Here is a 14480-nt window from a genome sequence, read left to right as displayed (position 1 = left end):
TGGCGCCCAGTCGATGGCGCCCAGTCGATGGCGCCCAGCCAACCGTGCTCGGCCGACCGTGCTCAGCCGACGGCGGTGCGGTGTACGTCGAGCAGGTCGCTGCCGTGCTGCTCCCACCGGTCGTAGAGCACATCGCTGCCGTAGCGGGCGACGAGCTGGGCTTCTCCTCGCGTGATCGGGATGAGCGTGATGATCCGCAGCACCGCCGTCCCCTCCTCGTCGCGCAGCACGTCGAAATCCTCACCGAGGTATGGATGGGGTGCGGCCAGCGCACCACTGATCTCGGTGTCCGGCAACAGTGCCCGATCGTTCATGATGAGTGCGCCGGGGCCGACCCGGCTTTCCGACTCGGTGAGCAGTTCGGCGATCGCCCCGGTGAGGTGGCGGGCGTAGCGCTCCTGCTCGGCGTGCAGCGTGCAGACGAGCTCGTGCGGAAGCGGAGCGCCTGCATCGTACGAACGCAGACCACTGGTCAGCACCGAAACGTGTGCCCCGTGCGCGGGGTCGCAGTAAACCAGTTGATAACCGCGGTCACGGTTGTCGGTTTCCGAGCTCTCCGCGCCGCGAATCTTCCCGAGATGCGCTTCGACGTGCGCGGGGAATCCACTGAACCGGCTCATGCTCCACCTCATCAGGACACGGCAACCGGGCCAGTATGGCTTGTGGATCTTCCGTGGCCCGCAGTGGGACAGCCGCGATGTGCGGCCGGGTCGGAGCGTCCTGCGTGACCGAGCGAATACGCTCACGGCATGGTCGATGACGGTGACGTGCGTGCGATGGAATCCCCGGCGATGGAATCCCCGGAAGGGGTCGCGGCCGCACTCGACGGGACGGGCTACTTGCCGGATGACGGAATCGCCACGGCCGCATTCCTCGCCCGGCGGATGCGCCGCCCGCTGCTGTGCGAGGGCGAACCGGGTACCGGCAAGACGGCGCTCGCGCAGGCACTGGCGAGCGCACTCGACCTCCGCCTGATCCGGCTGCAGTGCCATGAGGGCATCGACGCGGCCCAAGCGCTCTACGACTGGGACTTTCCGCGTCAGCTGCTGCATCTGCGCACGCTGGAGGCGGCCTCGGGCGGCACGCTGAACGCGGAGGAGGCGGAGTCCTCGCTGTACACGTCGCGGTTTCTGCTGGCTCGGCCACTGCTGCGCGCCCTGCAGGAGTCGCCGTGCGTGCTGCTCGTCGACGAGATCGACCGTGCCGATGACGAGTTCGAGGCGTTCCTGCTGGAGATGCTGTCCGAATACGCGGTGAGCATTCCGGAGTTCGGTGTGGTCGAGGCACCGGAGCCGCCGCTGGTGGTGCTCACCTCGAACCGGACCCGGGAAGTGCACGACGCGTTGAAACGCCGCTGCCTGTATCACTGGCTCGAACATCCCGGCCTGGAGCGTGAGGTGGCGATCCTGCGGCGACGACTGCCGGGCTTGGATGCGCGGCTGGCGGAGCAGGTCGCCGATGCGGTGCAGCGGATGCGGCGGATGGAATTGCTGAAGCCACCCGGTGTCGCCGAGGCACTGGACTGGGCGCAGGCGCTGCTCGCGCTCGGCACCGGTGATCTCGACACCGAGGTCGCGGCACGCACGCTCGGGGCGGTGCTGAAGTATCGCGAGGACGCCGACCGCGCTCGTGCCGCCGGGATCGTGTAGGTCGATTTCGCGGGAAATCGGCGTTCACCCCTGCCGAGAGGTGCACAATGCGGGTATGGGAGGCGTGGATCACACCGTGGGCGGGCTGGTGGGCTTCGCCCGCGCGTTGCGGCACTCGGGCATGATGTGCGGCCCCAACCGTGTTCAGGCGTTTCTGGCGGCTGTCGAGCATGTCGACCTCGCCGACCGGAGCAGGCTGTACTGGGCGGGTCGTCTCACGCTGTGTGCCGATCCGGAGGATCTGCCCCGCTTCGACGCCGCTTTCGACTACTGGTTCCGTGGTGCGGACATGCCGTCGCGCGGGCAAACCTCCAGCACCGAGCGGCGAGCGCGCAGCGCCGCTTTGTCCTCGCGGGACACCGAGCCCGGTGAGCCCGAGCCGTTGGCGACGGCGGCGGGCGATGCCGAGGTCCTGCACAACCGTGACCTGGCCGACCTCAGCGCCGAGGAACGCGAGCAGCTGCGTCGGCTGTTCGCCGAGTTGGAGCCGGAACCGCCGCAGCGCCCCGCGTTCCGGCACAGATCGTCCCGGCGCGGGCAGCTCGACCCCCGAGCGACCATGCGCGCACTGTTGCGCACGGGTGGGGAGCCGATCCGGTTGCCCCGGCGCAACCGGACGACACGGGCCCGCCGGGTGGTGCTGCTGATCGACGTGTCCGGATCGATGAGTCCCTACGCCGACGCGCTGCTGCGCTTCGCGCACGTGGTGGTGCGGCGATCACCGACCCACACCGAGGTGGTCACCCTGGGCACCAGGATGACCCGGGTAAGCAGACAGCTGCGGCATCGTGATCCGGAACAGGCGCTGGCCGCGGCGGCGAAAGCGGTGCCGGATTTCTCGGGAGGTACCAGGCTCGGCGAGACGCTGCGAGTTTTTCTGGATCGGTGGGGCAGGCGCGGTGCCGCCCGCAGAGCCGTGGTGGTGCTGTTCTCCGACGGGTGGGAGCGGGGCGACACGAGTGTTCTCGCCGAGCAGATGCAGCGGTTGCGCCGCTTGGCCCATGCCGTCGTGTGGGTGAATCCGCATGCCGGGCGAGCCGGATATTCGCCGGTGCAGTCGGGGATCGCGGCCGCGTGGCCGTATGTGGACCACCTGGTGGCGGGACACAGTCTGCGGTCGTTGCAGGAGTTGTGGTGGTGGGTACGCCGCCTTGCCCGGAACCGCGGGAGCGGATGGGCGACGACGGCCGATCAGTGGGGTTCCCGACGGGAGGGCGAACGTGGAGGTGCTGCGTAGTGCGTGACGTGCTCGATGAGGTGGAACGGCGCTGGCAGGCGGAGGAATCGGTCGGGTTGGGCACCGTCGTGGCCACGTTCCGCTCCGCCCCGCGTCCGGCCGGTGCGGCGATGCTGGTGACCGGTGAGGGCAGCGTCGTCGGCAGCGTGTCGGGTGGCTGTGTCGAAGGAGCGGTTTACGAGCGGGCCACCGGTGTCCTCGACGGTGAGCAGCCGGGCTTGCAGCGCTACGGAGTCAGCGATGATGACGCTTTTGCCGTGGGTCTGACCTGCGGCGGCATCCTCGATGTCTTCGTCGAGCGTATTGACCGCCGTTCGTTCCCGGAGCTGGCGGAACTGACCGGTTCGGTACGCGCGGGAGATCCGGTCGCGACGGTCACGATCGTCGAGCATCCGGATTCGGGGATCGTCGGCGCACACCTGCTGGTCTGGAACGATCGCGCGCGTGGCGGGCTCGGATCCGCGCGCCTCGAGGAGGCCGTGATCGACGATGCCCGGGGGCTACTCGCGAGCGGACGCAGTGGCGTGCTCGAGTACGGACCGGAGGGACAGCGGCGCGGCGCGGGGATGCGGGTTTTCGTCAACTCGTTCGAGCCGCGGCCCCGAATGCTCGTGTTCGGAGCGATCGACTTCGCCGCCGCGATGGCACGCATCGGCTCCTTCCTCGGCTATCGGGTGACGGTGTGCGACGCCCGGCCGGTCTTCGCCACCCGCAGTCGTTTTCCCGAGGTCGACGAGGTGGTGACCGATTGGCCGCATCGGTACCTGGCCTCCGAGGTCGAGGCGGGACGCCTGGACGAGCGCAGTGCGGTGATGGTGCTGACGCACGATCCGAAATTCGATGTGCCGGTGCTCGAGGTGGCGTTGCGGCAGCCGCTGGCCTATGTCGGCGCGATGGGTTCCCGTCGTACGCACGATGATCGGCTGCGCAGGCTCCGGCAGAGCGGTGTGACCGAGACCGAACTGGCTGCACTGGCCTCGCCGATCGGCCTCGATCTCGGTGCGCGCACGCCGGAGGAAACGGCGGTGTCGATCGCGGCGGAGCTGATCGCGCTGCGCTGGGGCGGACGCGGTGCCCGGCTCTCCGAGACCGAAGGGCCGATCCATCACGAGGCCTGAGCGGTCGGTTATCGAAGGTGTCACACAGTGATCGTCGATAGCGTTCGCGTGTGGGCTTGCTCTCAAGGCCGTCACGTAGCAGGCTCGCTTTTGTGACCCCTGTCACCGGGGTCGCCGAGTTCTGTGAACATCCGCGCACCGCGGGTCAGGTCCGTGAAGGAGGCCCAATGCCGCGCATCACCGTCAATGTCGACGGCACCGCCTATACCGACGAAGTGCAGCCCCGCACTCTGCTCGTCCAGTACCTGCGAGAGCAGCTGGGCAAGGTCGGCACCGTCGTCGGCTGCGACACGAGCAACTGCGGCGCCTGCACCGTCCATCTGGACGGGCACAGTGTGAAGTCGTGTTCCGTGCTGGCCGTGCAGGCCGACGGTCACGAGGTCACCACCATCGAAGGTCTTGCCAGGGACGGTCAACTGCATCCGATGCAGCAGGCCTTCCACGACAACCACGCCCTGCAGTGCGGATTCTGCACCCCGGGCATGATCATGCAGTCCCTGGACCTGCTGGCCGACACTCCGGAACCGGACGAGCAGCAGGTCCGCGAGGGCTTGGAAGGCAATCTCTGCCGCTGCACCGGTTACCAGAACATCGTCCGAGCCGTACAGGACGCATCCCGGCGCATGCAGCCGGGCGCGGCACCGCCGATGGAGCAGTCCGAGCAGACGCCCGCGCCACGCACCTCCACCGAGCAGGTCCGGACGCAGGCGACAGGAGGGCACCAGTCATGACCGCCACCCCCACGACTCCGGGAGCGGAACCGGAACTCGGCCGCGCGCGTAAGCGCAAGGAAGACGCGCGGTTGATCACCGGCAGTACCCGCTGGACCGACAACATGACCCTGCCGGGAATGCTGCACCTGGCGGTGCTGCGCAGCCCGGTCGCGCACGCACGCATCACCGCGATCGACACCGCCGAGGCACGGCGGATGTCCGGCGTGCACGCGGCCCTGACCGGTCGGGACCTCGCCGACGAGCAGGGCAGTCTTCCGTGCGCGTGGCCGATCACCGAGGACATGAAGGCCCCGCAGGCACCGTCGATGGCGGTCGACGAGGTGCGTTTCGCCGGTGAGGCGGTGGCCGTGGTGGCAGCCCGCAGCGCCGCCGAGGCCCGTGACGCCCTCGACACCATCGACATCGACTACGAGGACCTGCCCGCGGTGCTGGACATGGAGTCGGCTCTGGACGGTGACTCGCCGCTGGTGCATTCCGAGCTGGGCACCAATCGCAACGCCACGTGGACCTTCGACTCCGCCGAGGCGGGCACCGGCGGCGATGTGGAGCAGGCGCTGGCCGAGGCCGAGGTGCGCGTCGAGCGGACGTTTCGTCAGCAGCGCCTGATCCCGGCGTTCATGGAACCGCGCTCGGTGCTGGTCGACCCGACCGGTGAGCAGTTCACGATGTACTCGGCGACACAGGTACCGCACATTCTGCGCACGATGCTGGCGATGACGCTGGGTGTGGCCGAACAGAAGATCCGCGTGATCGCCCCGGACGTGGGTGGCGGTTTCGGCGGCAAGCTGCAGGTGACACCGGAGGAGGTGATCGCTTTCCTGCTCGCACAGCGGCTCGGCCGTCCGGTGAAGTGGACCGAGACGCGGTCGGAGACGATGGTCTCCGGCCACCACGGCCGGGACCAGGTGCAGAAGCTCGCGTTGTCGGCCCGCCGTGACGGCACGGTCACCGGCCTGAAGGTCGAACTGCTGGCGGACATGGGCGCCTATCTGCGACTGGTGACGCCGGGAGTGCCGATTCTCGGCGGACTGATGTTCAACTCGATCTACAAGTTCCCCGCCTACCACTTCAGCTGCACGAACGTGTTCACCACCAAGACCCCGACGGACGCCTACCGTGGTGCGGGACGTCCGGAGGCGACGTTTGCCATCGAGCGGATGATGGACGAGCTCGCCGCCGAACTGGACATGGATCCGCTCGAACTGCGCCGGAAGAACTGGATCGGCCACGATGAGTTCCCGTTCACCACGGTTGCCGGACTGACCTACGACTCCGGCGACTACGAGGCCGCCACCGATCGGGCATTGGAGCTGTTCGACTACCGGCAGCTTCGTGCGGAACAGCAACGGCGACGGCAGCAGGGGGACGCGGTCCAGCTCGGCATCGGGGTTTCGACGTTCACCGAGATGTGCGGACTCGCCCCGTCACGGGTGCTCGGGTCGCTGTCCTACGGTGCGGGTGGCTGGGAGCATGCGCAGATTCGGGTGCTGCCGACCGGCAAGGTCGAGGTGGTCACGGGCGTGTCCCCGCACGGCCAAGGGCATGTGACGGCTTGGAGTCAGATCGTGGCCGAGCGCCTGGGTGTGTCGTTCGACGATGTCGAGGTCCTGCACGGCGACACCCAGTCCTCGCCGCGGGGAATGGACACCTACGGTTCGCGTTCCCTGGCGGTCGGTGGCATCGCCGCTGTGCAGGCCACCGACAAGGTCATCGAGAAGGCGAAGACGATCGCCGCGCACATGCTGGAGTGCTCCGAGGACGACCTGGAGTTCTCCGGCGGCCGGTTCGGCGTGCGGGGCACCGACCAGGGCACCGGGCTCGCCGATATCGCACTGGCGGCGTTCGCCGCGCACGATCTGCCCGAGGGGGTGGAGCCGAATCTCGACGCCGAGGCCTCCTTCGACCCGGAGAACTTCTCGTTCCCGCACGGCACGCACCTGTGCGCGACCGAGGTCGACACCGAGACCGGAGCGGTACGCATTCGTTCCTATGTGTGCGTCGACGATGTCGGCACCGTGGTCAACCCGCTGATCGTCGAAGGTCAGGTGCACGGTGGGTTGGCACAGGGCATCGCCCAAGCGTTGTACGAGGATGCGGTTTACGACGAGGACGGCACGCTGACCACGGCGACGTTCGCCGACTACCTGGTTCCCTCGGCGGCCGATCTTCCGGATTTCACCACCGACCGCACCGAGACGCGGGCGACGTCGAACCCGCTGGGTGTCAAGGGAGTGGGTGAGGCGGGCACGATCGCCTCGACCCCGGCGGTGGTCAACGCCGTCGTCGACGCACTACGGCACCTCGGTGTCGATGACGTGGAGATGCCGTGCTCGCCGCAGCGGGTGTGGCGAGCGGTCACGGGCGCGCGGGGAAGTTCGGCCGTGGCCGCGGAAGCCGGTGGAGGACTGGGCTCGATGAACACGGGTGGTGGCTTCGCCGCCGGTTCGCAGGGAGGTAGCAGGTGATTCCCGCATCGTTCGATTACATCGCACCCTCCACCGTGGAGGAGGCCATGGCCGCGCTGGATGAGGCGGGTGAGGACGCCAAGGTTCTCGCGGGGGGCCAGAGCCTGCTGCCGGTGCTGCGCATGCGGCTGGCCGATCCGCGTCTGGTCGTCGATCTCGGCAGGATCCCGGAGTTGCGGGGTGTCCGGCAGGAGGGCGGATCGCTGGTCATCGGTTCGATGACCAGTCACCACGAGATACTCGGGGATCCGTTGATTCGTGCGCACGCGCGGCTGCTGGCACTGGCCACTCGCACGGTCGCCGACCCACAGGTCCGCCACCGGGGCACTTTCGGTGGCTCGCTGGCCCATGCCGACCCGGCGGGAGACCTGCCCGCCCCGGCGCTGGCGCTGAATGCGGACATGGTGATCGCCGGTCCCTCCGGGCGCCGGGTGGTACCCGCCTCGGAGTTCTTCGTGGACTACTTCACGACCGCGTTGCAGGCCAACGAACTGTTGGTCGAGGTGCGCATGCCGCATTGGACCGAATGGAGCGCTCACTACGAGAAGTTCAATCGGGTGGCTCAGGCGTGGTCGGTGGTCGGTGTGGCCGCCGCCGTGCGTACCGACGACGGTGCGATCGCCGAGGCCAGGGTTGGACTGACCAACATGGGACCGACGCCCGTGCGCGCCGCCGGCGTCGAGCGTGCCCTGATCGGCAAGCCCGCCACGAGTGAGGCGATCCGCGAGGCGGCCCGGCATGCTGCCGAGGGCACCAGCCCGAGCAGTGATGCCAGTGCCGATGTCGATTACCGCCAGCATCTCGCCGAAGTGCTGACCGGAAGGGCCGTGGCCACGGCCGTCGGTGTTTAGGAAAGCGTGCCGGGGAGTCCCGAACCCGTGGGTAGCCGCGCTCGGGACTCCCGGTGCCACGCATGTCCGCTCGTCCCGGACGAACGAGGAGGATCATCAGTGCAGATGCAACACCACTTCACGGTGCCGGTGCCGGTCGAGGTCGCGTGGCCGGCGCTGCTCGACCCGGAAGGCGTCGCGCCGTGCATGCCGGGTGCGACCCTCAACAGGGTCGAGGACAACGAGTTCGGTGGTTCGGTCAAGGTCAAGCTCGGTTCGGTTTCCCTGCTGTACAAGGGATCGGGCACCTTTACCGAGATCGATGCCGACGCACACCGGGTGGTGATCGACGCGAGCGGTAAGGACTCCCGTGGCAACGGCACCGCCGCTGCCACCGTCACGGCGGTGCTCTCACCGGAGGGAGGCAGCACGTCCGTGACCGTGGACACCGACCTGAAGGTCACCGGGAAACCGGCACAGTTCGGGCGCGGTCTGATCTCCGAGGTGGGCGGCAAGATACTCGGTCAGTTCGCGGATTGCCTGGCCGAACGCCTTGCCGAGCGCGAGCAGGTCGCGGAAGAGGTGGGAGAGGCGGAAGAAACGGCGGATGTCTCGAGTGCCGAGCAGCCATGGCCTGCGGAACCGACATCGGTGGAGCAGGCCATGACGTACGGTCAGGGCAACGGCGATCGGGGCGCCCCCGAATCGGTCACCGCGGGTGAGTTCACCACCGAGAGGGACGGGAAGGTCACCGTGTCGACCGGGCAGCAGGCGGCCTCCACGCCCTCCGCGTCGAGTGCGCCCGAGGAAGAGCCGGCACGCAGGGCCGATGCCGTCGTCACCGGTCGGTCGATGCCCTCGGAAGAGGCCATCGATCTGCTCGACACGGCCGGAGGCCCGATCCTCAAGCGCCTCGCACCGGTGGGGGCGGTTCTTGCCGTGCTGGCCGCCGTGTTCCTGCTGCGCCGGCGTCGTCGGCAGCGCCGGTAGAGCGATTTTTGCAGTTTCGCGCGAAACTGCATTTTTACAGCAGGGCGTGGACGCGGCGGAGTCGGTCGAGCCAGCGGCGTTGGGTGCGGGCGGAGGGGGTGGCCGCTGCGACTCGTGCCGGGGCGGGTTCGGGGGCTTGCCGGGGTACGAGGAGATTCCCGCCCGAGGGGACCAGCGAGTCGGCGACGACATCGCCGTCGAGCAGCGATACCGTGCCGAGGCCGCAGGCGAACGGCAACTCCGGCAGGGCGCCCGCCAGGGCGAGCTGGGCGGAGAGGCCGACACTGCTCTCCACCGCCGACGAGACGACGCAGGGTAGGCCGCAGGCCTCGGCGACCTGCAGCGCGCGGTGGACGCCGCCGAGCGGTGCCGCCTTGAGCACCGCGACATCCGCCGCCTCCGCGACGGCCACCCGCAGTGGGTCCTCGGCGCGGCGGATGGACTCGTCGGCGGCGATACGCACGTCGACGCGCCGCCGGACGGCGGCGAGTTCGTCGACGCTCGCGCACGGCTGCTCGACGTATTCGAGTCCGTGCGCGGCGCGGTCGAGTTCCTTGATCCGTGCCGCTGCATCGTCGACATCCCAGGCGGCGTTGGCGTCGACGCGCACAGCACCGCAGGAACCGAGTGCGTCCCGGACGGCGCTGACACGTTCGATGTCCTCACCGGGGTCCTGCTCGGGCTCGGCGACCTTCACCTTCGCCGTGGAGCAGCCGGAGGTAGCGGCGATCTCGTACGCCTTGTCCGGAGTGACCGCGGGGACGGTGCAATTGACCGGGATCTTGTCGCGCACCGGTTCCGGCCAGTCCCCCGCGCAGGCCTCCAGCGCGGCGGCGAGCCAGGGCACCGACTCGGTGTCGGAGTAGTCCTCGAAGGCGCAGAACTCACCCCAACCTGTCGGTCCGCTCAGCAGGATTCCCTGTCGGACGCAGAGACCACGGAACTTCGTGCGCATCGGCAGGGCGTACACGCGCACCGCATCGAGTTCGGCCAAGTCGATCTTCGTGTCGCCGGCATCCATACTCCGATCCTTTCACCGACCGTCGACTCGGCACGCCGAGATGGCGCCGGTAACACGTTCGGGTGCGGTCGAACCACGATGACACGGGATGGCACCGAATGCTCTCCACCGGCTGTTCTCAGGCCACGCTGGGGCGACCGAGGTCGAACACGTCGACCTCGAAGCGGGCCCACTGCTGCCGCAGGGCGGAGACACCGTTGTCGAGCACGAAGTTGATCTCCCCCAGGGTCACCGGCAGCAGCGTGAACACCTGAAGTTGTTCGACACCGTCCGCGTCGGTGAACCGGGTGAACTCCGCGGGGAACAGGGGATGCCCGCCCGCGAGCACACCGTGGAACTCCGTGTTCGCCAGCAAGGGCTGCTCATTGGGGATGACCTGATCGGGAGTCACATGAGTGCCCATTTCCACGAGGAGCTGCGCCGTGAGGTCGACCAGGTATCGCGCTGCTTCGGCCTGCTCCCGATACACGGTGCAGGCGAGTTCCTGCGCCGGATCGGCACCGATCGACTGGAACCGCAGTCCCGAGCTGATGACCGTGGTCAGGTGGTACTCGTCGAGTTGGAAGAAAACCAGACCGTATCCGCGGTTGTCACCGCGCACGTTCGGCGGCTCGGCTCCGCTGGGCCTGCCCGCATGGTGTTCGAGGTTCTCGGCGAGTCCGACGAACCGGTGTGCGCCGCCTCCTGTTGCGATGTCCTGTTTGTCGGCGCTCATCTGTTCTCCCGTGCTGCGTATGCTTGTCGCCACCGTATCCGGTTGATCCCGGATTCGGACGGAGTGTGACCGGACGTGCTGCCGGGTGGCTTTCGCACACCGTCAGCCGACATCGGGGAGGGCAGGTCCGAGCAGGTCGTCGGAGTCGACGATGCGATAGGCGTAACCCTGCTCGGCGAGGAACCGTTGCCGATGGGCGGCGTAGTCGGTGTCGAGCGTGTCGCGGGAGACCACGGAGTAGAAGTGGGCCTGCTTGCGCTCGGCCTTGGGCCGCAGCAACCGTCCGAGCCGCTGCGCCTCTTCCTGCCGGGAACCGAATGTTCCCGACACCTGCACGGCCACCGACGCCTCGGGCAGGTCGATGGAGAAGTTGGCGACCTTCGACACGACCAGTCGGTTGATCTCACCGCGCCGGAACGCCTCGTACAGTGCCTCGCGTTCCTTGTTCCTCGTGGAACCCTCGACGATCGCGGCGTCCAGCGCCTCGCCGAGCTCGTGCAACTGTTCCAGGTAGGCACCGATGACCAGAGCGGGCTCACCGGGATGCTGATCGAGGATCGCCCGCACGACGGGGGCTTTGGTGTGCGCGGTGGAGCACACCTTGTAGCGTTCCTCGGCTTCGGAGGTCGCATAGGACAGTCGCTCGTTCTCGGTGAGCGTGACCCGGACCTCGACGCATTCGGCCGGTGCGATCCAGCCCTGCGACTCGATGTCCTTCCACGGTGCGTCGTAACGCTTGGGTCCGATCAGGGAGAACACGTCGCCCTCGCGGCCGTCCTCGCGGACGAGGGTCGCGGTCAGTCCCAGCCTCCTTCGGGACTGCAGGTCGGCGGTCATCCGGAACACGGGCGCGGGCAGCAGATGCACTTCGTCGTAGATGACCAGGCCCCAGTCGCGGGAGTCGAACAGCTCCAGATGCTTGTACTCGCCCTTGGACTTGCGGGTGATGACCTGGTAAGTCGCGATGGTGACCGGGCGGATCTCCTTCGTCTCCCCCGAGTACTCGCCGATCTCCTCCTCGGTCAGCGAGGTCCGCTCGACGAGTTCGCGTTTCCACTGCCGGGCCGCGACGGTGTTGGTGACCAGGATCAGCGTGGTCGCCTGCGCTTCGGCCATCGCGGCAGCACCGACGAGGGTCTTGCCCGCGCCGCAGGGCAGGACGACGACTCCGGATCCACCCGCCCAGAACGACTGCGCGGCCTGACGCTGATACTCGCGCAGTTGCCAGCCACTTTCGTCCAGCGAGATCGGGTGGGCCTCGCCGTCGACGTAGCCCGCGAGGTCCTCGGCGGGCCAGCCGAGCTTGAGCAGTGCCTGCTTGAGGCGTCCGCGCTCGCTCTTGTGCACCACGACGGTGTCGTCGTCGATCCGCGCACCGAGCATCGGCTTGACCTTTTTGCTGCGTAGGACCTCTTCGAGGACGGCACGGTCCCGCGAGTTCAGCACGAGTCCGTGCGCCGGATCGTTGGCCAGTTCCAACCGCCCGAAGCGCCCCATCGTCTCGGTGACATCGACCAGCAGGGGCTGCGGTACGGGGTAGCGCGAATGGGAGACGAGTGCGTCGACGACCTGTTCCGCGTCGTGCCCGGCGGCGCGCGCGTTCCACAGGGCCAGTGGCGTGATCCGATAGGTGTGCACGTGCTCCGGAGCCCGTTCGAGTTCGGCGAACGGGGCGATGGCGGTGCGTGCTTCGTCGGCTTGGGCGTGGTCGACCTCGAGCAGCAGGGTCTTGTCCGACTGGACGATGAGAGGTCCATCAGTCACGGGGGCAGGCTCCTCGCGAGGGCGGTTGTGATCGGGTTCGTGCCGGTGGCGGGCACCGTTGCCACCAACGGTGGCACGGTCATCCAGTATTCCACCGGAGTACGGGTACTCCGGTCATGGTGGTGGCCGAAGTCGAGCGGACCGCCCGTCGGGTGATCGAGGAGTCCGGCCGAGGCTGATCCGGGTCTCGGCTCCGGTACGTTCCGGTATCCCACCGATACCGAATGCGGCGATCGGCGCTCCACCCGGATGTCGTCGGATATGTTCTTACGTCGATCGGATGATCGTCGTGAGAGGAACACGTGAGCTTTCCGCCGCAGCAACCCGGTCCTCCGGGCTGTCCCCGGCAGGGGTACCCACAGCAGGGCTATCCCCAGCAGGGGCCGCACGGGTCCTTCTGGGGAGGTCCCGCGCAGCCTGCTTACCAGCAACCTCCGGGTACGGGATATCCGCCGCAGGGACGATTCGGTGGGCAGATCTCCGAGTGGGGGCCACCACCAGGGCCACCACCACGGAAGAAGCACACGGGCTGGATCATCGGAGGTGTCGGAGCCGGCATGGCCGTGCTGCTCGGAGTGGTGCTCGTGGTGTCGCTCTTCGTGCTCGGCGGCGATGAGATCGAGGCCGGGGACTGCATCGGGAGCGACGAGGTGGCGATGAACGCGGACATCTTTGTCGCGGAGTGCGGGAGCGTCCGGTCGAGTTACCGGGTCGTACAGGTCGTCGAAGGCCCCATCGGCTCTCCTGAGGGGATCTTCCAGCGGTGCGGGGGCAGTTTCTGGGAGAAGGAGCCGGACAGGGTGCTCTGCATCACTCCCGACTTCGCGGCTTCCGACTGCCTGACGACGGGAGGGAATCCGGACGCCGCGCCGATCAAGGTTGCCTGCGGGGACCCACGAGCCGATCTCCGGGTGACGGAGGTGAAACACGTCGTTCCCGGCGAGGATGTCTGCGGGGTTCTCGAGTCCTATCTCGGAACACGAACACCGCCGCTGACGGCGTGCTTCACTCGGGTGAGCGCCTCGTGATCCGGCTCGGTGACGGTGCTGGGATCGCGCCGGTCACGCGTCGGCGGATTCCGTCCGTGCCGAGGCCGTGCTCGTGGCGCTGTCCTCGTGTATCGAGGTGCCCTCCGGCGGAGCGACCGAGGTCTTCGTCTCCGGGGCATCCTCCGGAGCATCGCGCAGCAGGCGGGCGATCTCGCTGCGCAGGTGAACGAAGGTCTCGGACTCGCGGGTGGTGATCTGATCCCGGTCGGTGCCCAATCCGACCGGCAGGTCCGCCACGATCGAGGCGGGTGACTTCGACAGCACCAGGACACGGTCACTGAGATAGACACTCTCGTCGATATCGTGGGTGACCAGCAGCACCGTGGTGTCCTGCTCCCTGCGCACCTGCAGCAGCAGGTCCTCCAGGTCGAAGCGAGTCTGGGCGTCCACCGAGGCGAAGGGCTCGTCCATGAGCAGCAGCGTGGGGCGGCATGCCAATGCCCGCGCGATCGCCACCCGCTGCTGCATCCCCCCGGAAAGCTGCCACGGGTACTTCGTCGCGGCATCCGGCAGGCCGACCCGGCTCAGCGTCTCCTCGGCACGTTCGCGCCGCTCGGACTTGCTCACTCCGCGGGAACGCAGTGGAAACTCGATGTTGCCCCGCACGCTCATCCACGGAAACAGCGAGCGGCTGTAGTCCTGGAACACCACCGCCAGATCCTCGGGAACCTCCCGGACGAGATCGCCGTGCAGGTGGACCTGCCCCCGGCTCGGCTCGATGAGCCGGGCGATACACCGCAGCAGGGTGGACTTGCCGCATCCGGAAGGGCCGACGATGCAAACGAGTTCGCCGGCTTCCACGGTGAACGACAGGTCCGACATCGCGGTGTGCGTCTGCCCGCCGCCGTAGGTGTGGCCGAGCTCGGCCACGTCGAGCATGGTCGCCACGAGGAAACTCCCGTCCGTTG

General features: G+C 68.1%; 13 protein-coding genes. 8 read left to right on the top strand and 5 right to left on the bottom strand.

Annotated features, from left to right (window positions below):
- Positions 1-62: 62 nt before the first annotated feature.
- Positions 63-620 (bottom strand): suppressor of fused domain protein, encoded by a 558-nt coding sequence (locus JOF55_RS08585; RefSeq protein ID WP_310272236.1) that lies wholly within the window; start codon positions 618-620, stop codon positions 63-65.
- A 156-nt stretch (positions 621-776) separates the two neighbouring features.
- On the opposite strand from JOF55_RS08585, the gene JOF55_RS08580 reads away from it, so the two are divergent.
- The 7 genes from JOF55_RS08580 to JOF55_RS08550 all read left to right on the top strand — a co-directional run bounded on the left by JOF55_RS08580 (position 777) and on the right by JOF55_RS08550 (position 9023).
- Positions 777-1649, top strand: coding sequence for an AAA family ATPase (locus tag JOF55_RS08580; protein WP_374727428.1), 873 nt, complete (start codon positions 777-779; stop codon positions 1647-1649).
- 55 nt (positions 1650-1704) lie between these two features.
- Entirely contained in the window at positions 1705-2886 is a 1182-nt protein-coding gene (locus JOF55_RS08575; RefSeq protein ID WP_310272231.1) for a vWA domain-containing protein, read from the top strand.
- Positions 2886-4004 carry an XdhC family protein gene (locus JOF55_RS08570; protein WP_310272228.1) on the top strand — a complete coding sequence of 373 codons (1119 nt, stop codon included), beginning with the start codon at positions 2886-2888 and terminating at the stop codon, positions 4002-4004. The genes JOF55_RS08575 and JOF55_RS08570 overlap by 1 nt, the downstream gene beginning before the upstream one ends.
- Before the next feature lie 167 nt (positions 4005-4171).
- Positions 4172-4735: a (2Fe-2S)-binding protein gene (locus tag JOF55_RS08565; RefSeq protein ID WP_310272225.1), complete on the top strand. Its 564-nt coding sequence runs from the start codon at positions 4172-4174 to the stop codon at positions 4733-4735.
- Positions 4732-7203, top strand: coding sequence for a xanthine dehydrogenase family protein molybdopterin-binding subunit (locus JOF55_RS08560; protein ID WP_310272219.1), 2472 nt, complete (start codon positions 4732-4734; stop codon positions 7201-7203). The genes JOF55_RS08565 and JOF55_RS08560 overlap by 4 nt, the downstream gene beginning before the upstream one ends.
- Positions 7200-8054 (top strand): FAD binding domain-containing protein, encoded by an 855-nt coding sequence (locus JOF55_RS08555; RefSeq protein ID WP_310272217.1) that lies wholly within the window; start codon positions 7200-7202, stop codon positions 8052-8054. Before JOF55_RS08560 ends, JOF55_RS08555 begins: the two co-directional genes overlap by 4 nt.
- A gap of 99 nt (positions 8055-8153) precedes the next feature.
- Positions 8154-9023 carry an SRPBCC family protein gene (locus JOF55_RS08550; RefSeq protein ID WP_374727249.1) on the top strand — a complete coding sequence of 290 codons (870 nt, stop codon included), beginning with the start codon at positions 8154-8156 and terminating at the stop codon, positions 9021-9023.
- A 34-nt stretch (positions 9024-9057) separates the two neighbouring features.
- Here JOF55_RS08550 and JOF55_RS08545 read toward each other — a convergent pair whose 3' ends face one another.
- The 3 genes from JOF55_RS08545 to JOF55_RS08535 all read right to left on the bottom strand — a co-directional run bounded on the left by JOF55_RS08545 (position 9058) and on the right by JOF55_RS08535 (position 12523).
- Entirely contained in the window at positions 9058-10044 is a 987-nt protein-coding gene (locus tag JOF55_RS08545) for an o-succinylbenzoate synthase (protein WP_310272214.1), read from the bottom strand.
- Positions 10045-10162: 118 nt separating this feature from the next.
- Complete coding sequence (locus tag JOF55_RS08540; protein ID WP_310272211.1) at positions 10163-10759, bottom strand: suppressor of fused domain protein; 597 nt, start codon at positions 10757-10759, stop codon at positions 10163-10165.
- Between the two features lie 102 nt (positions 10760-10861).
- Entirely contained in the window at positions 10862-12523 is a 1662-nt protein-coding gene (locus JOF55_RS08535; protein ID WP_310272208.1) for a DNA repair helicase XPB, read from the bottom strand.
- 575 nt (positions 12524-13098) lie between these two features.
- On the opposite strand from JOF55_RS08535, the gene JOF55_RS08530 reads away from it, so the two are divergent.
- On the top strand, positions 13099-13551 hold the full coding sequence (locus JOF55_RS08530) for a hypothetical protein (RefSeq protein ID WP_310272204.1): 453 nt from the start codon (positions 13099-13101) through the stop codon (positions 13549-13551).
- Between the two features lie 33 nt (positions 13552-13584).
- Here JOF55_RS08530 and JOF55_RS08525 read toward each other — a convergent pair whose 3' ends face one another.
- Positions 13585-14451 (bottom strand): ABC transporter ATP-binding protein, encoded by an 867-nt coding sequence (locus tag JOF55_RS08525; protein WP_310278313.1) that lies wholly within the window; start codon positions 14449-14451, stop codon positions 13585-13587.
- Positions 14452-14480 lie beyond the last annotated feature (29 nt).

Source organism: Haloactinomyces albus (assembly GCF_031458135.1).
Lineage (GTDB): Bacteria > Actinomycetota > Actinomycetes > Mycobacteriales > Pseudonocardiaceae > Haloactinomyces > Haloactinomyces albus.
The sequence above is the reverse complement of the archived record's forward strand: the minus strand, read 5'-3'. Positions and strand labels throughout refer to the sequence as shown.

Bases quoted from the DNA above. Each gene is read 5' to 3' on its own strand.
- JOF55_RS08560 (WP_310272219.1), top strand. From the start codon at position 4,732: ATGACCGCCACCCCCACGACTCCGGGAGCGGAACCGGAACTCGGCCGC.
- JOF55_RS08525 (WP_310278313.1), bottom strand. From the start codon at position 14,451: ATGCTCGACGTGGCCGAGCTCGGCCACACCTACGGCGGCGGGCAGACG.
- JOF55_RS08540 (WP_310272211.1), bottom strand. From the start codon at position 10,759: ATGAGCGCCGACAAACAGGACATCGCAACAGGAGGCGGCGCACACCGG.
- JOF55_RS08575 (WP_310272231.1), top strand. From the start codon at position 1,705: ATGGGAGGCGTGGATCACACCGTGGGCGGGCTGGTGGGCTTCGCCCGC.
- JOF55_RS08565 (WP_310272225.1), top strand. From the start codon at position 4,172: ATGCCGCGCATCACCGTCAATGTCGACGGCACCGCCTATACCGACGAA.
- JOF55_RS08585 (WP_310272236.1), bottom strand. From the start codon at position 620: ATGAGCCGGTTCAGTGGATTCCCCGCGCACGTCGAAGCGCATCTCGGG.
- JOF55_RS08580 (WP_374727428.1), top strand. From the start codon at position 777: ATGGAATCCCCGGCGATGGAATCCCCGGAAGGGGTCGCGGCCGCACTC.
- JOF55_RS08545 (WP_310272214.1), bottom strand. From the start codon at position 10,044: ATGGATGCCGGCGACACGAAGATCGACTTGGCCGAACTCGATGCGGTG.